General features: G+C 66.4%; 29 protein-coding genes and 1 other RNA gene. 11 read left to right on the forward strand and 19 right to left on the reverse strand.

Going from position 1 to position 22,878, the window contains the following annotated elements:
* Positions 1 to 59: 59 nt before the first annotated feature.
* The 5 genes from RVU70_RS04280 (at position 60) to RVU70_RS04300 (ending at position 2,925) form a co-directional block, all read left to right on the forward strand.
* Positions 60 to 350 carry a hypothetical protein gene (locus RVU70_RS04280; protein ID WP_363349843.1) on the forward strand — a complete coding sequence of 97 codons (291 nt, stop codon included), beginning with the start codon at positions 60 to 62 and terminating at the stop codon, positions 348 to 350.
* Between the two features lie 517 nt (positions 351 to 867).
* Positions 868 to 1,170: a hypothetical protein gene (locus RVU70_RS04285; RefSeq protein WP_363349844.1), complete on the forward strand. Its 303-nt coding sequence runs from the start codon at positions 868 to 870 to the stop codon at positions 1,168 to 1,170.
* Positions 1,167 to 1,841, forward strand: coding sequence for a hypothetical protein (locus tag RVU70_RS04290; protein WP_363349845.1), 675 nt, complete (start codon positions 1,167 to 1,169; stop codon positions 1,839 to 1,841). Before RVU70_RS04285 ends, RVU70_RS04290 begins: the two co-directional genes overlap by 4 nt.
* A 112-nt stretch (positions 1,842 to 1,953) precedes the next feature.
* The gene (locus RVU70_RS04295) at positions 1,954 to 2,175 is read left to right on the forward strand and encodes a hypothetical protein (RefSeq protein WP_363349846.1); all 222 of its coding nucleotides are present in this window, start codon (positions 1,954 to 1,956) and stop codon (positions 2,173 to 2,175) included.
* An 87-nt stretch (positions 2,176 to 2,262) separates the two neighbouring features.
* Positions 2,263 to 2,925, forward strand: a complete 663-nt coding sequence (locus RVU70_RS04300) for a DsbA family protein (protein WP_363349847.1) — start codon at positions 2,263 to 2,265, stop codon at positions 2,923 to 2,925.
* Between the two features lie 20 nt (positions 2,926 to 2,945).
* Here the strand turns inward: RVU70_RS04300 and recR are convergent, their stop codons facing one another.
* From recR to ffs, 4 genes are all read right to left on the reverse strand, one after another.
* Positions 2,946 to 3,551, reverse strand: coding sequence for a recombination mediator RecR (recR, locus tag RVU70_RS04305; RefSeq protein ID WP_363349848.1), 606 nt, complete (start codon positions 3,549 to 3,551; stop codon positions 2,946 to 2,948).
* Between the two features lie 84 nt (positions 3,552 to 3,635).
* On the reverse strand, positions 3,636 to 3,959 hold the full coding sequence (locus RVU70_RS04310; protein WP_363349849.1) for a YbaB/EbfC family nucleoid-associated protein: 324 nt from the start codon (positions 3,957 to 3,959) through the stop codon (positions 3,636 to 3,638).
* A gap of 12 nt (positions 3,960 to 3,971) precedes the next feature.
* On the reverse strand, positions 3,972 to 5,819 hold the full coding sequence (locus tag RVU70_RS04315) for a DNA polymerase III subunit gamma/tau (protein ID WP_363349850.1): 1,848 nt from the start codon (positions 5,817 to 5,819) through the stop codon (positions 3,972 to 3,974).
* Positions 5,820 to 5,892: 73 nt separating this feature from the next.
* Positions 5,893 to 5,989: signal recognition particle sRNA small type (ffs, locus tag RVU70_RS04320), an RNA gene on the reverse strand.
* Positions 5,990 to 6,159: 170 nt separating this feature from the next.
* Here ffs and RVU70_RS04325 point away from each other — a divergent pair.
* From RVU70_RS04325 to hisG, 4 genes are all read left to right on the forward strand, one after another.
* Positions 6,160 to 6,945, forward strand: a complete 786-nt coding sequence (locus RVU70_RS04325) for a hypothetical protein (protein ID WP_363349851.1) — start codon at positions 6,160 to 6,162, stop codon at positions 6,943 to 6,945.
* Between the two features lie 108 nt (positions 6,946 to 7,053).
* Positions 7,054 to 8,106: a hemerythrin domain-containing protein gene (locus RVU70_RS04330; protein WP_363349852.1), complete on the forward strand. Its 1,053-nt coding sequence runs from the start codon at positions 7,054 to 7,056 to the stop codon at positions 8,104 to 8,106.
* Positions 8,107 to 8,269: 163 nt separating this feature from the next.
* Positions 8,270 to 9,421, forward strand: a complete 1,152-nt coding sequence (locus tag RVU70_RS04335; protein WP_363349853.1) for an ATP phosphoribosyltransferase regulatory subunit — start codon at positions 8,270 to 8,272, stop codon at positions 9,419 to 9,421.
* On the forward strand, positions 9,418 to 10,380 hold the full coding sequence (hisG, locus tag RVU70_RS04340) for an ATP phosphoribosyltransferase (protein ID WP_363349854.1): 963 nt from the start codon (positions 9,418 to 9,420) through the stop codon (positions 10,378 to 10,380). The genes RVU70_RS04335 and hisG overlap by 4 nt, the downstream gene beginning before the upstream one ends.
* Positions 10,381 to 10,402: 22 nt before the next feature.
* Here the strand turns inward: hisG and RVU70_RS04345 are convergent, their stop codons facing one another.
* The 12 genes from RVU70_RS04345 to coxB all read right to left on the reverse strand — a co-directional run bounded on the left by RVU70_RS04345 (position 10,403) and on the right by coxB (position 19,915).
* Positions 10,403 to 10,594, reverse strand: coding sequence for a WecB/TagA/CpsF family glycosyltransferase (locus RVU70_RS04345; RefSeq protein ID WP_363349855.1), 192 nt, complete (start codon positions 10,592 to 10,594; stop codon positions 10,403 to 10,405).
* Positions 10,591 to 11,163, reverse strand: a complete 573-nt coding sequence (locus tag RVU70_RS04350; RefSeq protein ID WP_363349856.1) for a WecB/TagA/CpsF family glycosyltransferase — start codon at positions 11,161 to 11,163, stop codon at positions 10,591 to 10,593. Before RVU70_RS04350 ends, RVU70_RS04345 begins: the two co-directional genes overlap by 4 nt.
* Before the next feature lie 80 nt (positions 11,164 to 11,243).
* Positions 11,244 to 11,840 (reverse strand): GNAT family protein, encoded by a 597-nt coding sequence (locus RVU70_RS04355; RefSeq protein ID WP_363349857.1) that lies wholly within the window; start codon positions 11,838 to 11,840, stop codon positions 11,244 to 11,246.
* A gap of 16 nt (positions 11,841 to 11,856) precedes the next feature.
* Positions 11,857 to 13,263, reverse strand: a complete 1,407-nt coding sequence (gene thrC / locus RVU70_RS04360; protein WP_363349858.1) for a threonine synthase — start codon at positions 13,261 to 13,263, stop codon at positions 11,857 to 11,859.
* A gap of 95 nt (positions 13,264 to 13,358) precedes the next feature.
* Entirely contained in the window at positions 13,359 to 14,096 is a 738-nt protein-coding gene (locus RVU70_RS04365) for an SURF1 family protein (protein WP_363349859.1), read from the reverse strand.
* On the reverse strand, positions 14,093 to 14,470 hold the full coding sequence (locus RVU70_RS04370) for a DUF983 domain-containing protein (RefSeq protein ID WP_363349860.1): 378 nt from the start codon (positions 14,468 to 14,470) through the stop codon (positions 14,093 to 14,095). Before RVU70_RS04370 ends, RVU70_RS04365 begins: the two co-directional genes overlap by 4 nt.
* Before the next feature lie 80 nt (positions 14,471 to 14,550).
* Entirely contained in the window at positions 14,551 to 15,441 is an 891-nt protein-coding gene (locus RVU70_RS04375) for a cytochrome c oxidase subunit 3 (RefSeq protein ID WP_363349861.1), read from the reverse strand.
* Between the two features lie 77 nt (positions 15,442 to 15,518).
* Positions 15,519 to 16,109 (reverse strand): cytochrome c oxidase assembly protein, encoded by a 591-nt coding sequence (locus RVU70_RS04380; protein WP_363349862.1) that lies wholly within the window; start codon positions 16,107 to 16,109, stop codon positions 15,519 to 15,521.
* Between the two features lies 1 nt (position 16,110).
* Complete coding sequence (locus RVU70_RS04385; protein ID WP_363349863.1) at positions 16,111 to 16,299, reverse strand: hypothetical protein; 189 nt, start codon at positions 16,297 to 16,299, stop codon at positions 16,111 to 16,113.
* A gap of 21 nt (positions 16,300 to 16,320) precedes the next feature.
* The gene (locus RVU70_RS04390) at positions 16,321 to 17,253 is read right to left on the reverse strand and encodes a heme o synthase (protein ID WP_363349864.1); all 933 of its coding nucleotides are present in this window, start codon (positions 17,251 to 17,253) and stop codon (positions 16,321 to 16,323) included.
* A gap of 92 nt (positions 17,254 to 17,345) precedes the next feature.
* Entirely contained in the window at positions 17,346 to 19,007 is a 1,662-nt protein-coding gene (gene ctaD / locus RVU70_RS04395; RefSeq protein ID WP_363349865.1) for a cytochrome c oxidase subunit I, read from the reverse strand.
* A gap of 38 nt (positions 19,008 to 19,045) precedes the next feature.
* Entirely contained in the window at positions 19,046 to 19,915 is an 870-nt protein-coding gene (gene coxB / locus RVU70_RS04400; protein WP_363351213.1) for a cytochrome c oxidase subunit II, read from the reverse strand.
* A gap of 319 nt (positions 19,916 to 20,234) precedes the next feature.
* Here coxB and RVU70_RS04405 point away from each other — a divergent pair, with 319 nt between their 5' ends.
* Complete coding sequence (locus RVU70_RS04405; RefSeq protein ID WP_363349866.1) at positions 20,235 to 20,765, forward strand: invasion associated locus B family protein; 531 nt, start codon at positions 20,235 to 20,237, stop codon at positions 20,763 to 20,765.
* 35 nt (positions 20,766 to 20,800) lie between these two features.
* Complete coding sequence (locus RVU70_RS04410) at positions 20,801 to 21,391, forward strand: hypothetical protein (protein WP_363349867.1); 591 nt, start codon at positions 20,801 to 20,803, stop codon at positions 21,389 to 21,391.
* A 38-nt stretch (positions 21,392 to 21,429) separates the two neighbouring features.
* On the opposite strand, the gene RVU70_RS04415 is transcribed toward RVU70_RS04410, so the two are convergent.
* From RVU70_RS04415 to RVU70_RS04425, 3 genes are all read right to left on the reverse strand, one after another.
* Complete coding sequence (locus tag RVU70_RS04415; protein ID WP_363349868.1) at positions 21,430 to 21,927, reverse strand: ATP F0F1 synthase subunit B; 498 nt, start codon at positions 21,925 to 21,927, stop codon at positions 21,430 to 21,432.
* A 14-nt stretch (positions 21,928 to 21,941) separates the two neighbouring features.
* Complete coding sequence (locus tag RVU70_RS04420) at positions 21,942 to 22,529, reverse strand: ATPase (protein ID WP_363349869.1); 588 nt, start codon at positions 22,527 to 22,529, stop codon at positions 21,942 to 21,944.
* Positions 22,530 to 22,652: 123 nt separating this feature from the next.
* Positions 22,653 to 22,877, reverse strand: coding sequence for a F0F1 ATP synthase subunit C (locus tag RVU70_RS04425; RefSeq protein ID WP_341105183.1), 225 nt, complete (start codon positions 22,875 to 22,877; stop codon positions 22,653 to 22,655).
* Position 22,878 lies beyond the last annotated feature (1 nt).

Consider the following 22,878-nt stretch of genomic DNA (forward strand, 5'->3'; position numbering starts at 1 on the left):
AATCACAGCGTGTTTTGCGCCTTCGGGCGAAGGGGCAAAGAACAAGGTCTGGAACTGGAATGAAAAAGCTCATCCTCTTGGCTGGCTGCGCGGCGGCGGCGATGACCACCGTCGAGGCCGACGCCAAGCCTTCTCCGGCTGTCGCGGTCAGCGTTGTGTTGTCGCGGCCGACGCCCGCGGCGCGCAAGGCGGAAATCGGCCGACAGGTCGCGCTTATGTGCAATCTCTCGCTGTCCGCAGACGAATTGAACCGGGCTTCGGCCTTCATCGAAGCAAACAGGGCCAGAGGCGTGCACTGGGTCGCCGACCAGATCAGCCGGAGCGAGTTGAGCTACGCCTGCGGCGATTAAAGGCGACAGCCGCGCGGCGCATCCGACGCGCTGCGGCCCGCGGCTCGCTCCTTCGCTGCGAGACGATCAAGCAGGAACGCAACCTCGAAGGGAAGCGGCGCGGCGAGCGTGTCCCTCAGCGCCTGCCGAACGGCTGCTCCGAGTTGGGCCTGCATGAGAGACTCGTCGCGGGCCCGATTCACTGGTTTATACTCCGAGTCTCTCACAAGCGGCGGCCTGCTCTTGGTGGGCGAGGCGGCGCCGCCCTTCATGCGTATGTCCGACATGAGTGAGATGTGACGCGTGAGGCGGGCTTTCGAGCGTCGCCGTGCGCGGATGCGGCGCCGAGCCCGGCGCCCTCTCCTTCTGTAAGGAGACCCGGCGAGCCTGGCCCGCAGCGGACAAAGTTCACAAGCTGCGAGGCTGCAACCGCCGGCCATGTCGCGCGGCTGACCAAGGAGATTGGCGCCAGGGTCCATCGCCCCCTCAGGAACGAAACGCGCGAGGCCGCGTTGGATGCGTTCTGGAGGCTTCTCACATGCGCGAGAAAATTGCGCCGACCTCGGATGCGTTGCGGATCCGCATCGATCGAGGCCTCGCGGGGGACAAGGTGGCGAACCCGGACCCTGCGGCCGCCCCCCTAGGGACGGACGCCGAAGCGGCGGGCGCGCCGCCATCGGAGCAAGAGCGGGACATGGCGGCGCGCGGCGTCTCGATGACCCCGACCCTCGGCCAAAGCGACACCGGCGACGAGGCGGTCGTTTCCTTGCCCAAGGCGTTGGCGGGCGCCGCGCTCTTCCTTCTGGCCGGGGCCGTCCTGGTCTCTCAGAGGCTGCCGTGACCACGAGCGCCCGCACGACTTTTTCGCCGACAGAGCCTCAAATCGAAAAGGTGCGTCGGCAGGCGCTCGACGCGCAATCGGAGCGCATTGAAATCGTGGGCGCCGAGGGCTCGGTTCGCGGACGCGTTCACGCGGCGGAAGGCGACTCGGCGATATTGTGGGCATTCGGCGCCGGCGGCGGGATAGGAGGGCCCGCGGGCGGCGTCTACGGGCGCCTGGCGCGCCGCTTCCAAGCGCCGGGCATCGCCTCTTTGGAGTTGGACTATCGGCGCCCGGGCGATTTGCGCGCCTGCGTCGCCGACGCGCTCCTCGGGCTCTCCTGGCTCGAATGCGCCGGCAAGCGCCGCGTGGCCCTCGTCGGCCACTCCTTCGGGGGCGCGGTCGTCATCAACGCCGGCGTGCTCAGCGCGTCGGCGATCGGGGTCGCCGCGCTCAGCAGCCAGACGGCTGGAACGGACGTCGTCGGCGCCTTGAGCCCGAAGCCGCTGCTGCTGATCCATGGCGGCGAGGATGAAATTCTTCCCGATACCTGTTCGCGCCGCATTTTCGCGCGCGCCCGGGAGCCCAAGAAGCTGATCATCTATCCCGAGTGCCGGCACGGTCTCGACCAGTGCCGGGAAGAGCTCGAGCAGGATCTGTCGCTCTGGCTGCAATCCGCGCTGATCGGCTGACGCGGTCACATCGGACACCCACTTCCCGTGGAACACGAGGCCTCGACCGCCTCCCCTTCATTCGGCTCCGTCGACGGGTTATCGTGCCAAAAAACGAGTCGGGGAGGGAATAATGTCCAACAATACGCCGGACCGGCGCAAGCCGGCGGAGGAGCGCAGCCAGTCGCCGCTCTGGTTCGCCATCGCCGGGCTGCTCATCAGCCTTGCAAGTTTCAGCATGCAGGACCTTCAGATCGGCGACGTCGTCTTCTGGGCGGGCGGCGTCTTCGCGGCGATCGCGCTCGTGTATTACTTTTTCCAACCCAGGCATGGGCTCCCCACCGGCAAGCGCTGAGCGCCGGCCTGCGCGTCCTTTGGGGTTTGCGATCGCGGGCCGAACGACTATGTTCGGCTCGACGATTATTCCAGCTATGGGCCTGATATGTTCTTACCGCTTTTCGCGATCACCCGCCGCCGCCTGATCGCCGTCGCCGCTGGCGGCGCGCTCGCTCTCGCCCTCACGCCCGCCATGGCCGAGAAGGCGGGCTCCGGCTCGGTGTCGACGACGGAGCTGATGGCGCCCAACGCCCTGCCCGACATTGTCGAAGGCGACGCCAATGCGCCCGTCACCATCGTCGAATACGCCTCGATGACCTGCAGCCATTGCGCCGCCTTCCATCGCGACGTCTATCCGACGCTGAAAAAGAACTACATCGACACCGGCAAGGTGAAATTCATCCTGCGCGAATTCCCCCTCGATCCGCTCGCGACCGCCGCCTTCATGCTGGCGCGCGAAATGGGCGAAAAGCGTGACGCAATGGTCGACCTTCTCTTCGCCCAGCAGAAGAATTGGGCCTTTGTCGACCAGCCGCTCGACGGGCTCGCCAATGTCCTCAAGCAGGCGGGCCTTGGTCAGGAGAAATTCGAGGCGGTGCTCAAGGATCAGGACCTCTATAAAAAGATCACCGACGTGCGCGCCCGCGCCGCGGAGAAATTCGGGGTGAACTCGACGCCGACCTTCTTCGTCAACGGCGAGAAATATACGGGCGAACTCAGCGTCGCCGATCTCGACAAGATCGTCGCCGCCAAGGCGCCGGCGAAGTAGCCTGCAGTCGATGAGGGAGATCAGAAGGCCGTGCGCCGCGCCAGCGCCGCGGCCAGCGTCCCCTCGTCGAGATAATCGAGTTCGCCGCCGACCGGAACGCCATGCGCGAGACGGGTCACCTTCACGCCGAAGGGGGCCAGCAGGTCGGCGACATAATGCGCCGTCGTCTGTCCGTCGACGGTCGCGTTGACGGCGAGGACGATCTCGGAAACCTCGCCGCCGCGCACGCGCTCGATCAGCGCCGCGATCGACAGATCCTCCGGCCCGACGCCGTCGAGCGGCGACAAGACGCCGCCGAGCACGTGATAGCGCGCATTGAGCAGCCCGGCGCGCTCCAGCGCCCATAAATCCGCGACCGTCTCCACGACGACGAGGATAGAGCCGTCCCGCCTTGCGTCGCGGCAAATGGTGCAGGGATCGCTGGTGTCGAGATTGCCGCAAACCGAGCAGGCGACGATGCGCTCCTGCGCGACGCGCATGGCGTCGGCGAGCGGCGCGAGCAGCTCCTCGCGCTTGCGCATGAGATGCAGCACGGCCCGGCGCGCCGAACGCGGCCCGAGTCCGGGCAGCCGCGCCAGGAGCTGCACCAGACGTTCAATTTCAGGACCCGCGACGCGTTCGGCCATTTTTCAATTCGGGTGCGGCCGCCGCCTGCTCCCTCTCCCCGCAAGCGGAGAGAGGAAATCAATAGCCCTGCGGCGATTAGGAAATCAGAAGGGCAGCTTGAAGCCGGCCGGCAGCTGAAGCCCGCCGGTCATCGCCTTCATCTTCTCCGCCATGACCTCGTCGGCCTTGGTGCGGGCCTGCATATGGGCGGTGACGATAAGGTCCTCGAGAATTTCCTTCTCCTCGGGCTTCACCAGGCTCGGGTCGATCGAAATCGCCTTCAACGCGCCTTTCGCGGTGAGCCTGACTTTCACGAGGCCGCCGCCGGCCTCGCCCTCGACCTCGGTGTTTTCGAGTTCGAGCTGCGCTTCGGCCATCTTGGCCTGGAATTGCTGCGCCTGTTTCATCAGGCCCATAAAGTCCATCATCGGTGCTTCTCCTCAATCCTCCTCGGGCGCCAGGTCGTCATAGGGCGCCTCGTCATAGCGCACTTCGGTCGCCTCCTCGGCGAGGCGGGGAGCCTGGCTGGCGGCGTCGTCGCGGCTGCGCACCGCCACGATCTGCGCCCCCGGGAAATGTGCGAGCACGCTCGCCACCACCGGGTCGGCCTCGAGCCCCGAGCGGACGCGCCGCTCTTCCGCCTCGCGCGTCTCCTTCAGCGTCGGCGCGCCGCCCGCGGCGACGACCGACACCATCCAGCGTTCATTGGTCCAAAGCTGCAATCTCTGCGTCAGCAGCGAGGCGAGATCGCGCGCGCCCCCTGGGGCAAGCTCGAACTCGATGCGCCCCTGCTCGAAACGCACCAGCCGCACCTCCGATTCGAGCGCGATTTTCAAGCGAATGTCGCGCTTCTCCTCGGCCAGGGCGACGAGGGCGTCGAAGCTCGCGATCGTGACCGCCGGCGCTGCCGGGGCCTGCGCCAGAACCGGCCTCGCGGCGCTTGCCGCCTGCGGCTGCGGCGCGGCGCGGGTGGCCACAGGCCCGCCGCGCGGCGGGCCCGCCGGGGCGGCGGCCGCCGGCGCCGAGCCTTGGGCGCCGAAGCCCAATTGCTTCAAGGCTTCGCCCGGCGTCGGCAGATCGGCGGCATAGGCAAGCCGCACCAGGACCATATCGGCGGCCTGCAGCGGACGCTGCGAGCCGCGCAATTCGTCGACGCCCTTCATCAAGATTTGCCAGGCGCGGGTCAGGGCCGGGACCGACAGGCGCAGGGCGGCGTCGCGCCCGCGCCGCTGCTCCTCGGGCGTCAGCGCCGCGGATTGCGCGGTTTCAGGCGCGAGCTTGAGCCGCGTCGCAAGATGGGCGAACTCCGCCATTTCGAGCAACGCCTGCGCCGGATCGGCGCCGCCGTTGTACAAATCTTCCAGCAGCGCGATCGCCGTCGCCACGTCGCCCGCCATCGTGGCCTCGAAGAGATCGATGACGCGCGACTTGTCCGCGACGCCGAGCATCAGCCGCAGATCGTCGGCGGAGATCGCGCCGCTCGCGCTATGCGCCGCGCCATAGGCGATGGCCTGATCGAGGAGCGACAGCGCATCGCGCACCGAGCCTTCTGCAGCGCGCGCGATCATGGCGAGCGCGTCGGGATCGATCGCGACCTGTTCCCTCTCGCAGATTTTGCGCAAATGCGCCGCGAGCAGGCCGGCGTCGATGCGGCGCAGGTCGAAACGCTGGCAGCGCGAGCGCACCGTCACCGGCACCTTGTCGATTTCCGTCGTCGCGAAGATGAATTTCACATGCTCGGGCGGCTCCTCGAGCGTCTTCAGCAGGCCGTTGAAGGCGGCCTTGGAGAGCATGTGCACTTCGTCGATGATATAAACTTTGGTGCGCGCCATGACCGGCCGGTAGCGCGCATTGTCGATAATCTCGCGCACGTCGTCGATGCCGGTATGGGAGGCGGCGTCCATTTCCAGGACGTCGACGTGGCGGGAATCGATGATCGCCTGGCAATGCGCCCCCAGCGCATCCATGTGGATCGTCGGCTGGTTGATCGCCGGGCGGCCATCCGTCGCCGGCAATTCGTAATTGAACGCGCGGGCGAGAATGCGGGCGGTCGTGGTCTTGCCGACGCCGCGCACGCCGGTCAGCAGATAGGCCTGATGGATGCGGCCGAGGTCGAAGGCGTTTTCGAGCGTGCGCACCATCGGCTCCTGGCCGATCAAGTCCGCAAAGGTCACGGGCCGGTATTTGCGCGCGAGAACCCGATAGGCGGCCGCAGGCGCCGCCTCGCCGAACAGCGACGGTCCGGCGTCCTCGACTGATGATCTCGGCTGGTCGTGCTCCTGGTCCATGCGTTACGCGCCGCCAGAAAGACAAAAGGCGCGGGCAGAAGCGGCGAGGCCCTGCGCTGCGCGCCTGTCGGAAAGTAGGAGGCTGGACGAAGACCCGCTCAAGCTCGTTAGGGCTGCTTCCTTCCGGACCTGACCCGGTTGGCGAGTGAAACGTCCAACGCCAACCTCCCGCGACCTATGTGGCAGAGGATGCGCCGCGATGCAAGGGGCGGCCCCGCGGCCCCGCCAAGCAATGGGAGCCGGACGGCCCGCTCTGGCCCGCTCCGATCTGAGTAAGCGCTGGCGCCGCCGGCTATTCGGCGCCCAAATGCCGCGATCGGCGATTCGCGGGAGGGCGGGCGTGCTCGAACACATTGGCATCATTCATCTCTGGATGGCGCAGTCGACGGAGGCCATGGCGTTGACGCTGACGGGCGCCTTCGGCGCCTTCGCGCTGTTTCTGGCCTGGCTCAGCTTCGCCTCGCCCGTCACCCCCTTCGCGCAAACCCTCAAAGGCGTCGTACCGCCCTTCGTCGGCGTGCCGGCGACGCTGTTCGGGCTGCTCATGACCTTCTTGTCCCATGACGTCTGGGAGGTGAACGGCATGGCTTATCGCGCGCTCGCCCAGGAGCACGAGCAGCTCGTCACTCTCGGGGCGCTCAGCGATAACCACGGCGTCGACGCCGCCGCTCTGCCCCGCGCCATCCGCGACTATGTCGAGGCCGTTGTGGGCCTCGAATGGAAAGCCATGGAAAATGGCGAAGAATCACCCGAGGCCGAAAGCGCGCTGAACACGCTGACGCGCGTCGCGAGCAGCGCCAAGATCGAGCCGGCCTTTCAGCGCGTGCTGATCGAGACGGTCATGAAGCTGCGCTCGGCGCGCGAGCAGCGGCTCGCCGTCGCGGCGGCCTATCCGGACGACCGGAAATGGGCGGCGGTCATCATCATCGCCTTCATCACTCAGGTCAGCCTCGCCGTGGCGCATCTCGAGCGCGCGCGGCCGCAGCTTCTAGCGCAGGCGATTTTCGGGGCCGCCGCCGTCGTCGCCATTTCCCTCGTCGCCTCGGTCGTCGAACCCTATTCGCCGCCGAAAGCGGTCAGCTCCGACTCGCTCGAGCAACTGCTCGGAAAGCTCCCCAAGGAGTGACCTCTCGCCCTTTCGCGACCTTAACCGTCTGGAACAGGCCAATCGCCGTCAGCGTTACGCCCGAAGCGGCTGTAAGGGGCAATTCCCAGCAGGACTCGAGGCACCCCCATGGCGAAGCAAAGCGAATGGGACAAAGAGAATGTGTCCGCCAAAGGCGAGCGGTCGAATGGCGACGGCGGGCAAAAGACCGACGCCATCGAAATGCTCAAGTCCGACCACCGCCGGGTCGAGCAGCTTTTCGACAAATATGAGCAGGCGCGCCGGCGCGCCGAGAAAGCCAAGCTCGCGCAGCAGATCTGCCTCGAGCTGACGATTCACGCAGAGCTCGAGGAAGAGATTTTCTACCCGGCTTGCCGCGAGCACGTCGACGACCCGCTCCTCGACGAGGCGCAGGTGGAGCACGATACGGCGAAGATTCTCATCGCGGAAATCGCCATGGGAACCCCAACGGCCGATCCCATGTTCGACGCGAAGGTGTCGGTGCTCGGCGAATATGTTCGCCACCACGTCCAGGAAGAGGAAAAGAGCGCCGAAAGCATCTTCAACAAGGCGCAGGAAGGCGGCGTCGACACGGCCGCCCTCGGGCGGCGCATGGCGGCGCGGCGCGAGGAGCTGATGGATGAATTCTCCCAGGAGCTTCTGCTGCCGCAACCCAAGGCGTTGCATGTGACGCTGGCCCAGGACGAGGAAGTCTGGGCCGGCCCGCCGAGCGGCGGACGCGGCATGCGCGGCGCTCGAGGGGGCCGCGGCATGGAGGAGCGGTCGACCTGGGAGAGAGAGGGCGAAGAGGGCCGCGGCTGGGCTGAGCGCGAGGAAGGCGCCTATGACGAGCGCCGGTCTGCGCGCGGCGGCGGCCGGGAAGGCGAACGCGGCTGGCATGGAGAGCCCGAGCGGCACGCGCAGGCGGCGCGGCGCGGCCGGGAAGAGCGCGAAGGCGGCGGCGGCCGTTCGCGCGGCCGCGAAGAGGAGCGGGGCGGCGCCCGCGGCGAAGAAGACCGGGGCGCCATGGCGCGCGGGCAGGAGCGCGGGCAACAGCGCGGTGAGGAACGCGGCGCGGCGCGAGGCGGCGGCCAGGAGCGCGGGGCCGAGCACCGAGGCTGGCGCGGCGACCCCAGGGGCCATTCGGAAGCCTCCCGCCGGGGGTGGGAGCACCGGCGCTGACGGGCCCGTGAGATACGCTTAGAAAACCGAGCCGCGTCCTCCGGGACGCGGCTTTTTCGCGCCTTGGCAAAAAATCCGCGGGGGTATTCACCTTTCCGCCGGAAAGCGGGTGCGCAGGGGGCGGGCGCTTGCTAAAGAAAGCGCCAAAATCGGAAGGAAGATTGTGACCGCCGCAGAGAAAGCCCCGGAGAGACAAGGCGCCGACAGACTTGCGGCCGTCCTCGCGCATTTCGAGCGCGCCGGATTCACCCGCCATGAGCCGAAACTCCTGCAGCCGGCGGGCGTCTTTCTCGACCGCTCGGGCGAGGATTTTCGCGGCCATCTCTATCTGACCACCGACGCCTCCGGCGCTGAACTGTGCCTGCGGCCGGAATACACGATTCCGGTCTGCCTCGACTATCTCGCCGCGCCGCAGGCCGGGCGGGCCGCCGCCTTCGCCTATGGCGGATCGATCTTTCGCGCGCCCATGCACGGCGCGGCGGGAGAAGGCGAATTTCTTCAGGCGGGCATCGAGAGTTTCGGCCGCGAAGACCGGGAGGCGGCCGACGCGGAAATTCTCGGCGCCGCCCTCGACGCCGCCCGCGCCGCCGGCGCCGGCGACCTCGCCGTGCGCATCGGCGACGCCGGATTGGTCGGCGCCTTTCTCGATGGGCTCGATCTGCCGCCGGTGTGGCGCCGTCGCGTCGAGAAGGGCCATGCGCGCGGCCAGTCGCTGTCGCAGATTTTCACGCCGCCGCAGCGCAACGGCGCCGAAAAGGCCGGCGTGCTCGCCGCCTTGACCAAGGCCGATCCGGCCGACGCGCGGCGGCTCGTCGAAGACCTTCTCTCCATCGCCGGCATTACGGCGGTCGGCGGCCGCAGCGCGGCGGAGATCGCCGAGCGCTTTCTCGACCAGGCGACGCTCGCGGAGGGGGCCGGAATCTCGCCGGAAAAACGCGCGCTCGCCGAAGCCTTTTTCGTCGTCGAGGGCGCGCCCGACATTGCCTCGGCGGCCTTGCGCCGCCTCGCCGAGGATGCGAAGCTCGATCTCGCCGCAGCGCTCGACCGCTTCGACACGCGCGCGAGCTTCATCGCCGCGCGCGGCCTCGATCTCGACGCCATGGTTTTCTCGGCGAGCTTCGCCCGGCAACTCGACTATTATTCGGGCTTCGTTTTCGAGGCGCGGCAGGCGGCGTCGAGCGAGCCCGTCATCGGCGGCGGCCGTTACGACCGGCTTCTCAAGACCTTGGGCGCGACGGCGGACATTCCGGCCGTGGGCGCCGCCGTCTGGATCGACCGGCTGGCGCGCGCCGCCGAAGCGCGGGGCGCGGCATGACGCAAAAACTCATCGTCGCGACGCCCTCCAAGGGCCGCCTTCAGGAAAACGCCAACGCCTTCTTCGCCCGCGCGGGTCTGGAGCTGACTCAGGGGCGCGGCGCCCGCGACTATCGCGGCGCCATCGCCGGGCTGGACGGCGTCGAAGTCGCTTTTCTCTCGGCCTCCGAAATCACGAGCCGCCTGGCGCGCGGCGAGGCGCATTTCGGGATCACCGGCGAAGATCTCGTGCGCGAAGAAATCGCCGACCCGGACAGCAAAATCGAGTTGCTCGCGCCGCTCGGCTTCGGCCACGCCAATGTCGTCGTCGCCGCGCCGCAGGCCTGGATCGACGTTCGGGCCATGGCCGATCTCGCCGACATCGCCGACGGCTTTCGCGCCCGGCACGGGCGCGGGCTGCGCGTCGCCACGAAATATGTGAACACGACCCGCCGTTTCTTTGCGCAGCACGGCGTCGGCGACTATCGCATCGTCGAGAGCTCCGGGGCCACCGAAGGGGCGCCCGCGGCGGGCTCCGCCGATCTCATCGTCGACATTACGACGACCGGCGCGACCCTCGCCGCCAATGCGCTGAAGGTGCTGGAAGACGGCGTGATTTTGCGCTCCCAGGCCAATCTCGTCGCCTCGCTGGCCGCGCCCTGGAGCGAGACGGCGCGCGAAGCCGCGCGGGTGATCCTCTCCCGCATCGCGGCGGAAGAGGCGGCCCGCACGACTCGCGAGGTGCGCGCCGCCCTGCCCCTCTCCGACGAGACGCTGCGCGCGGCGGAAGCAACCTTCGGCGCGCGCCTGCGCGAGCGCCAAGGCGAGACGGCGACCTTCGCCTGCCCGACGAAACACGCGCCGGCGCTGGCCGACTGGCTGATCGGCAAGGGCGCGCAGAGCGTCACGAGCGCACGGCTGGATTACGTCTTCAACGCCGGCAATGCGCTGTGGGGACGGCTCGCAGGGCGGATCGGTTAAAGCCCGCTTCGGGGAAACCTCGTCAACGCGTCTGCGTCAACAACAGGAACGCCGCGACGGGGTTTGTCGTCAAATAGCGCTTGGCGAGCCGCTTCGGCTCCAGCCCGAGCCGGAACGCCCATTCGAGCCCGCGCCGCTGCATCCATTTCGGCGCGCGCCGCTTCGTCCCTCCGATGAAGTCGAACAGCCCGCCCGACGTCTTGATGATCTTCAATTCTTCAGGCGGGGCGCATAGTCGCGCACGAAATGCTGCTCGAGCGGAACGCCCATTGCGAGCCAAAGCATGTCGGGCGCGAGCGCATTGATCTCGTCGACCTTCTCCGCGAGGCGCCGCCCTTCCAGAAAGCCGTGCGAACGGCCGAGGATTTTCAGATCGGGCGCCGCGCGCCGCGTCGCCTCGAAGGCCGCGCGGTTCGCCTCTTCGCTCCCGCCGAGAAGATAGAAGCTCGCGCCCGTCTGTTGCGCGAGCAGCGCGACGACCGGATAGAGGTCGGTTGTCGCGACCCGCTCCGGCAACGGATTTCGCGAAAAGAGATGCGAAGCCGAGACCAGCGGCTGGCCGTCGGCGGCAATCGAGTCGGCGTTGTCGATCAACCGGGCGAATTCTTTGTCGAAGACCCGGCGCGCCAGCACTTCGCCATTCACCGAGGTGAAGTAATAGGGCCCTTCCGGCCGCGCCGGGGCTTGCGCCAGATCGAGCATCAGCCGCGCCGTCTGCATCAGATCGAGCCGGGCGACGGCGGCGCCGCCCACGAGAGTCGTCTCAATATCGTCGAGGATCACGACGCGCTTCCCGAGTCTGCCGGAATATGGCGAAGCTACAGGAAGCGAGACGTAAACTCAGCAATAAAAATACGGTATGGTTAGCGAGGTTTTCCCGGTGGGATGGGGTCCGACTCCAGAAGCGCGAACAGCAGATGGTCGCGCCATTGCCCGTTGATATTCAGATAGGCCCGCGCATAACCCTCCTGCCGAAAGCCGACCCGCTCCAGAAGACGCTTGGAGGGCTCGTTATTGGGGAGGCAGGCGGCCTCGATCCGGTGCAGCCCCTGGCGCTCGAAAACATAGGCGCAGGCCGCCCGCACTGCGCGGGTCATATAGCCCTTGCCGGCGTAGGGCTCGCCCATCCAATAGCCGAGCGTCGCCGCCTGCGAGACGCCGCGGCGGACGTGGCCGAAGGAGAGGCCGCCCATGAGCGCGTCGTCCTCCTCCCGAAAGACGAAGAAGGAATAGGCCTCGTCGCGGGCCATTTCCTCGGCGTGGCGGCGCACACGATATCTGAAACTGGCGCGGGTGAGGTCGTCCGCGGGCCAGATGGGCTCCCAGGGCGTGAGAAACGCCCGGCTTTTCTCGCGCAGCGTCGACCATTCGACATAGTCGCGCATCTCCGAGGGGCGCAGATACACCCCCTCGCCCCGGATCGGCATGTCGCGACGGCCAATGACGCCAAAGAGAGCCATGTCCAACCCGTAACGCTCAAATTTGCGCCGCGCGGGCGCGCTCGGCGATGAAGGCGGCGACGCGCGCCTCGTCGTTTTCGAGAACGGTGAAACGCTCCGGCGCCTCGAGGCGCGCTGCAAGCGGCTCGGGCAATCGCGGCCGGTGGCCGATGGCCCGCTCGATCGCCTCCGGGAATTTCGCGGGATGCGCCGTCGAGAGCGCGACGACCGGCGTCGCGGGGTCCTTTTCGAGCCGTGTGCGCGCCGCGCGCACGCCCGTCGCCGTATGCGGATCGAGCACATAGCCGGCTTCGCGCCATGTCCGAGCGATTTCCGCCGTGGTCTGCGCCTCCCCGACCGACAGCGCCTCGAATTCGGCTCGAATGGCCTCGAGCGGCGCTGGCGGGATCTCGAAGGCGCCCGACTGCTCGAGCGAGGCGAAGGCCGCGCGCACCGCCGCATGGTCGCGGCCCGTCGCGTCGAACAGGAGGCGCTCGAAATTGGAGGAAACCTGAATGTCCATCGAGGGCGACTGCGTCGGCGTCACGCCGCGCGGTTCGTATCGCCCTGTCGCCAGCGCGCGGGCGAGAATGTCGTTGGCGTTGGTGGCGACGATCAGCCGGTCGACCGGCAGGCCCATGCGCTTGGCGATATAGCCGGCGAGCACGTCGCCGAAATTGCCGGTGGGCACGGCGTAGGAGATGCGTCGATGCGGCGCGCCGAGCGCCACGCCGCTGGTGAAATAATAGACCATCTGTGCGACGACGCGCGCCCAATTGATCGAATTGACGCCGGCGAGCGCGACCCGTTCGCGGAACGGCTTGTTTCGAAACAGCCGCTTGAGAATGTTCTGCGCGTCGTCGAAGGTCCCTTGCAGCGCAATCGTGTGGACGTTGTCGTCGGCGACGGTCGTCATCTGCCGCCGCTGAACCTCCGAGACGCGCCCATGCGGATAGAGGATGAAGACGTCGACGCGCGGCAGGCCGCGAAACGCCTCGATCGCGGCGGCGCCCGTGTCGCCGGAGGTCGCGCCGACGATGGTGGCGCGCAGATTCCGCTTTTCCAGGAGGTCGTTCATCATGCGGCCGAGAAGCTGCATCGCCAGATCCTTGAAGGCGAGCGTCGGCCCGTGGAAAAGCTCCAGGACGAACAGGTTGTCGGCGATCTGCGTCAGCGGCGCGATGGCGCGGTGGCGGAAGCTCGCATAGGCCGCCTCGGCCTGGCCCGGCAGCCCCGCCTCCGACGCCGCCTCGCTCACGAAAGGCGCGATGAGCCGCGCCGCCGCCTCGGCGTAGGGAACGCCGGCAAGCGCCGCGATCTCGCCCGGCGCGACATGCGGATAGGCGAGCGGCGCGTAAAGACCGCCGTCCGTCGCCAAGCCGGCGAGCAAAACATCCTCGAAGGCAAGCTGCGCGGCTTCTCCGCGCGTCGAAAGATAACGCAACTGTCTCGATCCATTCGGGCAGGCGACGCGAGGACGCGCGTCGGCGCCTTTCATAGCATATTCGCGCGCCTCGCAAGCATTGGCGTGTGCGCGATCTAGCCGTCGCGGGCCAGACGGGCGCGGGCAAAAATCATAAAGATCACGACGAGCGCCACGGCCAGCGAGAACCAGGTGAGCGCATAGGACAAATGGTTGTTGGCGAATTCCGGGGTCGCCGGAACGAGGCGCGGCAAGCCGCTCGGCCCCGCACTCGAGGGGCGTTCGAGCGCCAGCGTGAAGGGCGCGGCGTCCGAGAGGCCCAGCCGGGCGGCGATGGCGTCGGGATCGCGCGTGAACCAGGTGAAGCGGTCCGGCGTATCCGAAGGCGTAAAAAAGTTGCGGCGCTGGGGGGCGTGCAGAAGGCCGGTGAGCGTGACGTCGCCCGCCGGCGGCGCGCGCCCTGCGGCGTCATCCGCCCGTGACGCCGGAATAAAACCGCGCTCGACGAGAATCTCGCCGCCCGAGGCGAGGGCGAAGGGCGTCACGACCATATAGCCCGGCTCGAGGCCGAAGCCCTCCGGCGGCTTCATGAAGACGAGCGCGTCTCGCCCCGGAAGGTAACTGCCTTCGGCGGCCACATGAGCGAATTCATAGTCGGCGGGCGCAAGCGACGCCCATTCGCTGCGCGGCGGGACGGGCTTCGGCGCGAGATGGACGCGCGCCTCGACGCGGGCGATGAGCGCCTCTTTCTCCCCGAGGCGGCGCAATTGCCAGACGCCGAGGCCGAGGAGCAGCGCGAAGACGAGCGCGGTCGCGACCGCCGGTCCCCACAGCGCCCGCGCGCCGCTCCTCATGATTCGCGCCGGCCCTCTTCCGCCTTGTTGAAATATTGCAGGGCGATCAACAGACCCTTCGTTGGGCGCAGCAGCCCGACGCAGACGATCACCGAGAGCGGCAGGAAGATCAGCGCATGGATCCAGTACGACGGCTGATAAACAACCTCGATGTACCAGGCGAGGCCGACAATGATGAAGCCGGCGATGGTCATCACGAAGATCGCCGGCCCGTCGCCGGTGTCGGCGAAGGAGAAGTCGAGCCCGCAGACCTCGCATTGCGGCGCGACCTGCAGAAGCCCCTTGATCATATGTCCCTTGCTGCAGCGGGGGCACTTGCCGAGCAACCCGTCAATGTAGATTTGCGCGGGCGGATAAACCTGCTCTTCAGCCATTCTAAGCTCGCTTGCTAAAGAAAACGGCCACGGCGGCGCCGTGACCGTCTCAATCCGGTCGTGAGGTTGCTCGCGGAGCCTTACTCCATCGCGCCGCCCCAGTTCCCCCAAACATATATGCAGAAGAACAGGAACAGCCAGACCACGTCGACGAAGTGCCAGTACCAGGCGGCGAACTCGAAGCCGAGATGCTGATCCGGCTTGAAGTGGCCCTTGAAGGCGCGGGCGAGGCACACGATCAGGAACAGCGTCCCGACGATCACATGGAAACCGTGGAAACCCGTGGCCATGAAGAAGGTCGAGCCGTAATTCGTCGCCGCCGGATGCGCCGGATCGAAGGAGAAGGCGAAAGGCGCATGGGCATATTCATAGCCCTGGATGGCCGTGAACAGCAGGCCCAGCGCGATCGTAGCGATCAGGCCTTTCTTGAGCTGGTCGCGGTCGTTGTGGAGCAGGCCGTGATGCGCCCAGGTCAGCGTCGCGCCGGAGGTTAGAAGGATAACGGTGTTGAGCAGCGGCAACTTCCACGGGCTCAGCACTTCGACGCCCTTCGGCGGCCAAACGCCCTGGAACAGTTCGGTGCGGGTCACCTGCCAGACGTCGTCGGGAAAAATGCTCGAGTTGAAGAAGGCCCAGAACCAGGCGACGAAGAACATCACCTCGGACAGGATGAACAGAATCATGCCGTAGCGATGATGCAGCTGGACGACGGGCGTATGATCGCCCTTGTCCTGCGCCTCGCGGACGACGTCGCTCCACCAGCCGTACATGACCGCGAGGATCGCGGCAAAGCCCGCGAAAAACAGCGTTCCGCCCCAGGTCTGGCCGTAGATCGGCGCGCCCTTGTGCTGCGCCATCCACATGATGGCGCCGATGGCGGTGGCGAGCGCGGCGAAGGCGCCGGCGATCGGCCACGGACTCGGATCGACGAGGTGATAATCGTGTTGAGGTTTCGCGTGTCCGTCGGCCATTTTTAGTTTTCCTCGTCATGCGCCGGTCGCCCGGCGTGTTCTTAGGTTATACGCTTCCCGCCGTGCGTCGCCGGCGGTCAGGACTTTGGCTTCTGCCCGGCCGCGTCGCTGGTCTTCGCCGGCGATTTGGTCGGATAGAAGGAATAGGACAGGGTGATTTCCTGCACCCGGCGCATCGTTTCGTCCGATTCGAGCGCGGGATCGAGATAGAAAACGACCGGCCATTCGGCCGTCTGATGCGGGCCCAGACGCTGCTCGTCGAAGCAGAAACACTGCACCTTCACGAAAAAGGCGCCCGCCTGATCGGGGCTGACGTTGTAGGCGGCCTGGCCGCTCGTCTCCTTGTCGGAGAGATTGGCGACCTTGTAATAGACCGTCGTCGTCTCGCCCGTGCGCAGGGAAACTTTCGCGACCTCCGGCTCGAAGCGCCAGGGCAGATCGCGCGAGACATTGGCGTCGAAGCGGACTGTCAAATGGCGTTCGCCCTGTGTGGCGGCGACGGTTTTTCCCACTTGTGGCGTGCCGCCGAAACCGGTCGCGGCGCAAAAGGCGCGGTAGAGCGGCACGGAGGCGAAGGAAAGCCCGAGCATGCCCAGAGAGCCAATCACCAGCGCCGCGGCGACGGCGCGCGGAGAGCGACGCGTCTTTTCTGGGGCCGGCCCGGTCATCTCAAATTGCCCGACTGGCGACGGCGCCGCCGAGCCGGACCACCGTGATCGCGTAAAACAGAATGGCGAGCAGCGCCACGGCCACGCCGATGGCGATGTTGCGGGCGCGCCGGCTGCGCGCCTGCTCGGGGGTCAGCACGACGCCGTCCTCGGCCTGGCCGCCTCTCGTCTCATTGTGCTGGCTGCTCATGTGTTTTCCCTTTTGTCCCGCTTAGACGTATCCGGCGAGATGCGCGGCGCGCTCGGCGACGATAATGAGGAACAGCAGGAACAGATAGGAAATGGAGAACAGGAACAGCCGCAGTGACGCGCGGCGCGCTGCGTCGCCCTCGCGCTTGCGATAGACCCGCACCGCGAGCCAGACGAGATAGAGGCCCGAAACGATCGCGACGACCCCATAGACGCCTGTCGCAAAGCCCATCAGCCAGGGAAGGACGCCAAGCGGCGCGAGCAGCAGCGAGTAGATCAGGATCTCGAGCCGCGTGCGGTCGGCGCCATGGACATTGGGCATCATCGGAACGCCGGCGCGGCCGTAGTCCTCATGCTTGAGGATGGCCAGCGCCCAAAAATGCGGCGGCGTCCAGACGAAGATGATGGCGAACAAGACCACGCTCGCGAGCGAGACGTCGCCCATCGCGGCGGCGTAGCCGACGATCGGCGGCAGCGCCCCGGCGGCGCCGCCGATGACGATGTTTTGCGGCGTCGAACGCTTCAGCCACATCGTATAGATCACGACGTAGAAGAAAATGGTGAAGGCGAGCAGCGCGGCCGCCAGCCAGTTGGTGGCGAAGCCCAGCGTGAAGACCGAGAACAGCGCCAGCACGAGGCCAAAGGCGAGCGCCGATTCGGGCTCCATGCGGCCGGCGGGAATCGGGCGCAGCCGCGTGCGGGTCATCACCGCATCGATGTCGGCGTCGAACCACATGTTGAGCGCGCCCGACGCGCCCGCGCCCACAGCGATGGCGAGAAGCGCGGTGAAGACGATGAAAGGATGCGGCGGCGTCGGCGCGAGCAGAAGCCCCGCGAGCGCCGTCAGCACGACAAGCGACATGACGCGCGGCTTCAAGAGCCGGAAATAATCGGACGGCGCGGCAACCGGAATGCGCGGGCTCTGGCCGTCGTCGAGATAGGATGCGTCGCTCATCGCCGTCGCTCTTGACACTGACAGGAACGAGTAGGCCGCGGTTATCGCGGCAGCCGGCGCAGGGTCATACCCGCGCCGGCTGTTGTCGTCTGTTACTGGTGGCCCGGTCCGGAGATGCGCGGCAGCACCTCGAACTGGTGGAAGGGCGGCGGCGAAGGCAGCGTCCATTCCAGCGTCGTGGCGCCGGGGCCCCACGGATTCGCGCCCGCCTCACGCTTCCGCGCAAAGGCTTCATACACAGCGTAGAAGAAGATCAGCATGCTCAGCACGCCGATGAACGCGCCGATCGACGAGATGTAGTTCCAGAGCGCGAAAGCGTCCGGATAGTCGATGTAGCGGCGCGGCATGCCGGCGAGGCCGAGGAAGTGCTGCGGGAAGAAGGTGAGGTTGATGCCGATGAAGAACACGATGAAGTGCGCCTTCGACAGGGTCTCATTGTAGAGATAGCCCGTCATCTTCGGGAACCAGTAGTAGAAGCCCGCGAAGACGGCGAAGACCGCGCCGAGCGACATCGTGTAGTGGAAGTGCGCCACCACGAAATAGGTTTCGTGCAGCTGACGGTCGGCGCTCGCATTCGCCAGCACGACGCCCGTGACGCCGCCCATGACGAAGACGAAGATGAAGCCGATCGCCCAGACCATCGGCGCGCGGAAGGTGATCGAACCGCCCCACATCGTGGCGATCCAGGAGAACACCTTGATGCCGGTCGGCACCGCGATCACCATGGTGGCGAAGACGAAGTAGCGCTGCGCATTGAGCGACAGGCCGACCGTATACATGTGGTGCGCCCACACGATGCAGCCCAGGAAGCCGATGGCGACCATGGCGTAGGCCATGCCGAGATAGCCGAAGACCGGCTTCTTGGAGAAGGTCGACACGATATGGCTGATGAGGCCGAAGGCCGGCAGGATCAGCACATAGACTTCCGGATGGCCGAAGAACCAGAACAGATGCTGGAACAGCAGCGGATCGCCGCCGCCGGCCGGATCATAGAACATGGTGCCGAAGTTGCGGTCCGTCAGCAGCATGGTGATGGCGCCGGCGAGAACCGGAAGCGTCAGAACGAGCAGGAAGGCCGTCACCAGCATGGCCCAGGCGAACAGCGGCATCTTGTGCAGCGTCATGCCGGGCGCGCGCATATTGAAGATCGTGGTGATGAAATTGATCGAGCCCAGGATCGACGACGCGCCCGCGAGATGCAGCGACAGAATGACGAAGTCCATCGCCGGACCGGGATGGCCGATGTTCGAGGACAGAGGCGGATAGAAGACCCAGCCGCCGCCAAAGCCCATCATGCCCGGCGCGCCCTCGACGAACATCGACAGCACCAGAAGGATCAGCGAGACCGCGAGGAACCAGAAGGAGATATTGTTGAGGCGCGGAAAGGCCATGTCCGGCGCGCCGATCATGATCGGCACGAACCAGTTGGCGAAGCCGCCCATCAGCGCGGGCATGACCATGAAGAAGATCATGAGCACGCCATGCGCGGTGATGAAGACGTTGTAGAGATTTTTGCCGGCGTCGGCGCCCATCGAGGGGTCGGCGTGGTTGATGAGCTGCGCGAGTCCCGGGAAAACGCCGATGCCCGGATACATGAGCTCCGCGCGGATTGCGACAGACATGAGCGCGCCGACCACGCCGCCGATGACGGCAAGGATCAGATAGAGCGTGCCGATGTCCTTGTGGTTCGTGGAGAAGAGAAAGCGGCGCAGGCCCCTCGGATGGTCATGCGCTGCGGCAGTCGAACTCGCCATCGTTTTGTCCTCGATGTCTTATGTTGTCTTGCGTCGGGTTAGCGAGCCTGCTCGCTCGAGGCGAGGCGCGTGCGCGACTCGGCGGCCGAGAACTTCTTCTTCGACTCGGCCAGCCACTCGTCGTATTTCTCGCGGCTCACGACCCGGATGGCCATCGGCATGAAGGCGTGGTCTTTGCCGCAGATCTTCGAGCACTGGCCATAATAGACGCCTTCCTTCTCGGCCTTGAACCAGGTCTCGTTCAAACGGCCCGGCACCGCGTCCATGCGTACGCCGAAGGCGGGGATCACGAAGGAGTGAATGACGTCCGCGGCCGTGATTTGCAGCTTCACCACCTCGTTGACCGGCACATAGGCCTCATTGTCGACGGCGAGCAGGCGGGGCTCGCCCTCCTTCAGCTCGGCATCGGGCTTCATGAGCTGGTCGAAGCCAAATCCGCCCCCCTGATCCTCCGGATATTTATACGACCAGTACCACTGATTGCCCGTCACCTTGATGGTCAGCTTGGATTCCGGAATCTCGACCTGATGGGCGAGGATGCGGAACGACGGGATGGCGATGAAGACCAGGATCAGGATGGGGATGAGGGTCCAGACGATCTCGAGGCCCGTGTGGTGCGTCAGCTTGGAGGGCACGGGGCTGGCCTGCTCATTGTAGCGCCAGGAGACATAGAGCAGCAGGCCGAGAACCGACAGCGCGATGAAGGTGATGATGGGCAGCAGGATGCCGTTGTAGAAGAACTGCGTCTCGCGGCCGACCTCGGTCACGGTCGCCGGCAGGCCGATGCCGCCCGGCGTTGGCTGCCCCTCCACCTGGGCGTAGGCGAAGCCGGCGAAGAGGACGACCGGAAGCGCGACGGCCGCCGCAAGCGCGCCGACAGAAAGGAAGTTTCGATTGCCCGTGGACATGCAGGTCGCCTTTCGCACCTTTTCGTCAGACAGTGTCATTCTTTTCATGCAATTTTCGAGCACGCTTTCGCCGCCGCAAGCTTTTGCCCGACCCGGCCCGGTTCAACCACAAACGCAAGCCACACGCAATTGCTGCGTCGCCGTACCGCGGCTGACAAATGGTCGCGCTGAAAAGATTCCCGCAAGGTGCGCGGCGCGGCGCGCGCGTGGCGGCGGCTTGACAGGCTCATTCGATTTGCTAGGCAACGGCGCGCCGCGATGCGGCCTTTTTTCCGCACATAGTCGGCGCAGGAACGCCCCTCTGCTTTTTGGAGAGATCATGAGTCTTCTGCGCGCCGCGACGTCCCCTGGCCCCTTGCGACATCTCGTCGCGGGCATCTTAGGAGCCGCGCTCGCGGCCGTCAGCGGCGCCGCTTTGGCCCAGGGCGTGGTCAAATCCAAATATGGCGACTGGGAGATTCGCTGCGAGACGCCCGCCGGCGCGGCCGCCGAACAATGCGCGCTGGTTCAAAGCGTCGTCGCCGAAGACAAGAACAACGTCAATCTGGTGGTGATCGTGCTCAAGACCAGCGACGGCAAGAGCCGCCTGCTGCGCGTGGTCGCGCCGCTCGGCGTATTGTTGCCGAACGGCCTTGGTCTGAAAATCGACCAAACGGACATTGGGCGCGCCGGTTTTGTCAAATGTCTGCCAACCGGCTGCGTCGCCGAAGTGATGATGGACGACAAGCTCGTCGACCAGCTGAAAAACGGCAAGATGGCGACCTTCATCATTCATCAGGTGCCGGAAGAAGGCATTGGCCTGCCCTTGACGCTGCAGGGCTTCAAGGAAGGTTTCGCGAAGCTGCCATGAGAAACGGCGGCCCCTCGAGAGGAGCGCTCACACGAATGAACAAGGGTTTTGCTGGATTGGCGGCGCTCGTCCTCTTGGCGGCGTCCGGCGCGCAGGAGGCGACGGCCTTCGATTTCCCCAAATGGCCCGAGGCCCTCGGCGGCAAAAAGGAATCGCCGCAAACGCCTGGCGCCACGACCGATTGTCCCGTGATCGTCGCGGAGGACGGCGCGCAGATGCTGCGCGCGCCCGCCGGCGCGGACGCGGCGAGCGTGCATCACCAGGTATCGATCAAGAACATCGCGCGCGAATGCATCCTCAACGGCGACCAGATCGTCATCCGCGTCGGCGTCGAGGGCGACGCCATGCTCGGCCCCGCCGGCGCGCCTGGCTCTTACGGCGGAACCATTCGGGTCGCGCTGCGCCAGACCAAGGACGATTCGATCGTCTCCTCGAAGAACTATCGAATCAACGCCGTCATCCCCGCCAACGGGACGCGCGCCGATTTCAGTCTTCTCGCCGAGCCGCTGTCGGCGCCGGCGAACGGCAAGGCGCAGGAAGAGTACGAAGTTCTCGTCGGCTTCACGGAAGGCTTAGCCGACGCCGCCGACAAGCCGGCGCGCGGACGCAAAAAAGGCCGGCGCTGACGCCGGCCTTCAATGATCTTAACACGCTCCTGAGCGATTCAGGTCGACACATAGCGCGCGCGCTCGGCGAGCGACTTCACCTCGTTGATGCCGGCAGTCACGAAGTCCCTGCCCGGCGCGCCCTTGGCCAGGACGCCTTCGGCGACTTTCACGGCGGCGTCGGCGGCGGCGGCGCGCACTTCGGCGGCCGCCTGGGCCTCGGCCTGGGCGATCTTCTGCTCGACCTGCTTGACGCTGCGGGCCATGAACTCGTCGAGACGGCGTTTGCCCTCGGCGGCGATCAGCTCCGCCTCTTCCTTCGCCTGCGCGACAATGGCGCGCGCTTCGGCCTCGGCCTCTTCGCGCTTCTTCTCGAAGGACGCGAGCAGCGATTCGGCTTCCGTACGCAGGCGCTCCGCCTCGGCGAGCTCGCCCTTGATGCGGTTGATGCGGGCGTCGATCAGCGCCGCGAACTTCGAATGGGCGCCCACCCAAAGCAGCACGAGCACGAAGATCGTGAAGCCGACGGCGACGTAGAATTCCGCGTCGAAATGCATGGAACGCGTCTCCTTTAGCGCTTCACGGACTGATATTCGGCGGCGAGCCGATCGCGTTCGGCGGGAACGCCAGTCAGTTTCTCGATGATCGAGGCGGCGGCGTCGAGCGCGATCTGCTCGACATTGGCGAGCGCGGCGGTCTTGGCGGCGCCGATGCGCTCTTCGGCCGCGCGAATCTTTTCGGCGGCGTCCGCCTCGGCGCGCGTACGCTGGGCGGCGGCCTCATTGGCGATCTTTTGCTGGGCTTCGCGGCCGATGGCCTGCGCCTCTTCGCGCCGGCGGCGCAGATGTTCGTCATTGGCCTGCGCCGCGGCCTGCGCCTTCGACTGCATGTCGCGCGAGGCGTCGAGGTCGGCGGCGATCTTGGCGTCGCGCGTCTCGATGATGCCGCCGACGCGCGGCAGCGCGATGCGCGACATCAGAATGTAGAGAACGCCGAAGATCAGAACCAGCCAGATGAGCTGCGGCGCGAAATTCTCGGTCTGGAAAGGCGGAAAGACGCCTTCATGATGAGCCTCGCCACCCGGCGCGCCCACGGATTCGTGAGTTCCTTGGGTTTCCTGCTCGGCCTCGGCGGCATAGGCGGGAGAGATGATCGCCATGGACATATCCAAAGTCTTCGACGCGGCTGCGGATGGAACGCAAAAACGCGCCTCTGCGAGGGGCGTTGAGAAGCCGCGAGGCGCACGCTGTCGCAGCGCGCCTCGCGCGGTCGGAGAAAGCCTTTAGGCCTTCAGATACAGCAGCAGCGCGATGACGAAGGCGAAGATGCCGAGGCCTTCGGCGAGCGCCGCGCCGATGATCGCGTTGGTGAACTGCGAGGCGGCGGCCGTCGGATTGCGCAGCGCGCCATTGACGAAGTTGCCGAAGATGAGGCCGACGCCGATCGCCGCGGCGCCGGTGCCAATCGCGGCGAGACCCGCGCCAACCAGCTGCATTTCAGTAGCCATA

Origin of the sequence: Methylocystis echinoides (assembly GCF_040687965.1) — a bacterium.
Classification (GTDB): domain Bacteria; phylum Pseudomonadota; class Alphaproteobacteria; order Rhizobiales; family Beijerinckiaceae; genus Methylocystis; species Methylocystis echinoides_A.

What these genes read in the sequence shown, in the direction of transcription:
- RVU70_RS04280 (WP_363349843.1), top strand. Translation starts at nt 60, where the DNA reads ATGAAAAAGCTCATCCTCTTGGCTGGCTGCGCGGCGGCGGCGATGACC.
- RVU70_RS04285 (WP_363349844.1), top strand. Translation starts at nt 868, where the DNA reads ATGCGCGAGAAAATTGCGCCGACCTCGGATGCGTTGCGGATCCGCATC.
- RVU70_RS04295 (WP_363349846.1), top strand. Translation starts at nt 1,954, where the DNA reads ATGTCCAACAATACGCCGGACCGGCGCAAGCCGGCGGAGGAGCGCAGC.
- RVU70_RS04300 (WP_363349847.1), top strand. Translation starts at nt 2,263, where the DNA reads ATGTTCTTACCGCTTTTCGCGATCACCCGCCGCCGCCTGATCGCCGTC.
- recR (WP_363349848.1), bottom strand. Translation starts at nt 3,551, where the DNA reads ATGGCCGAACGCGTCGCGGGTCCTGAAATTGAACGTCTGGTGCAGCTC.
- RVU70_RS04310 (WP_363349849.1), bottom strand. Translation starts at nt 3,959, where the DNA reads ATGATGGACTTTATGGGCCTGATGAAACAGGCGCAGCAATTCCAGGCC.
- RVU70_RS04315 (WP_363349850.1), bottom strand. Translation starts at nt 5,819, where the DNA reads ATGGACCAGGAGCACGACCAGCCGAGATCATCAGTCGAGGACGCCGGA.
- RVU70_RS04330 (WP_363349852.1), top strand. Translation starts at nt 7,054, where the DNA reads ATGGCGAAGCAAAGCGAATGGGACAAAGAGAATGTGTCCGCCAAAGGC.
- hisG (WP_363349854.1), top strand. Translation starts at nt 9,418, where the DNA reads ATGACGCAAAAACTCATCGTCGCGACGCCCTCCAAGGGCCGCCTTCAG.
- RVU70_RS04355 (WP_363349857.1), bottom strand. Translation starts at nt 11,840, where the DNA reads ATGGCTCTCTTTGGCGTCATTGGCCGTCGCGACATGCCGATCCGGGGC.
- RVU70_RS04365 (WP_363349859.1), bottom strand. Translation starts at nt 14,096, where the DNA reads ATGAGGAGCGGCGCGCGGGCGCTGTGGGGACCGGCGGTCGCGACCGCG.
- RVU70_RS04370 (WP_363349860.1), bottom strand. Translation starts at nt 14,470, where the DNA reads ATGGCTGAAGAGCAGGTTTATCCGCCCGCGCAAATCTACATTGACGGG.
- RVU70_RS04375 (WP_363349861.1), bottom strand. Translation starts at nt 15,441, where the DNA reads ATGGCCGACGGACACGCGAAACCTCAACACGATTATCACCTCGTCGAT.
- RVU70_RS04380 (WP_363349862.1), bottom strand. Translation starts at nt 16,109, where the DNA reads ATGACCGGGCCGGCCCCAGAAAAGACGCGTCGCTCTCCGCGCGCCGTC.
- RVU70_RS04385 (WP_363349863.1), bottom strand. Translation starts at nt 16,299, where the DNA reads ATGAGCAGCCAGCACAATGAGACGAGAGGCGGCCAGGCCGAGGACGGC.
- RVU70_RS04390 (WP_363349864.1), bottom strand. Translation starts at nt 17,253, where the DNA reads ATGAGCGACGCATCCTATCTCGACGACGGCCAGAGCCCGCGCATTCCG.
- ctaD (WP_363349865.1), bottom strand. Translation starts at nt 19,007, where the DNA reads ATGGCGAGTTCGACTGCCGCAGCGCATGACCATCCGAGGGGCCTGCGC.
- coxB (WP_363351213.1), bottom strand. Translation starts at nt 19,915, where the DNA reads ATGTCCACGGGCAATCGAAACTTCCTTTCTGTCGGCGCGCTTGCGGCG.
- RVU70_RS04405 (WP_363349866.1), top strand. Translation starts at nt 20,235, where the DNA reads ATGAGTCTTCTGCGCGCCGCGACGTCCCCTGGCCCCTTGCGACATCTC.
- RVU70_RS04410 (WP_363349867.1), top strand. Translation starts at nt 20,801, where the DNA reads ATGAACAAGGGTTTTGCTGGATTGGCGGCGCTCGTCCTCTTGGCGGCG.
- RVU70_RS04415 (WP_363349868.1), bottom strand. Translation starts at nt 21,927, where the DNA reads ATGCATTTCGACGCGGAATTCTACGTCGCCGTCGGCTTCACGATCTTC.
- RVU70_RS04420 (WP_363349869.1), bottom strand. Translation starts at nt 22,529, where the DNA reads ATGGCGATCATCTCTCCCGCCTATGCCGCCGAGGCCGAGCAGGAAACC.
- RVU70_RS04425 (WP_341105183.1), bottom strand. Translation starts at nt 22,877, where the DNA reads ATGGCTACTGAAATGCAGCTGGTTGGCGCGGGTCTCGCCGCGATTGGC.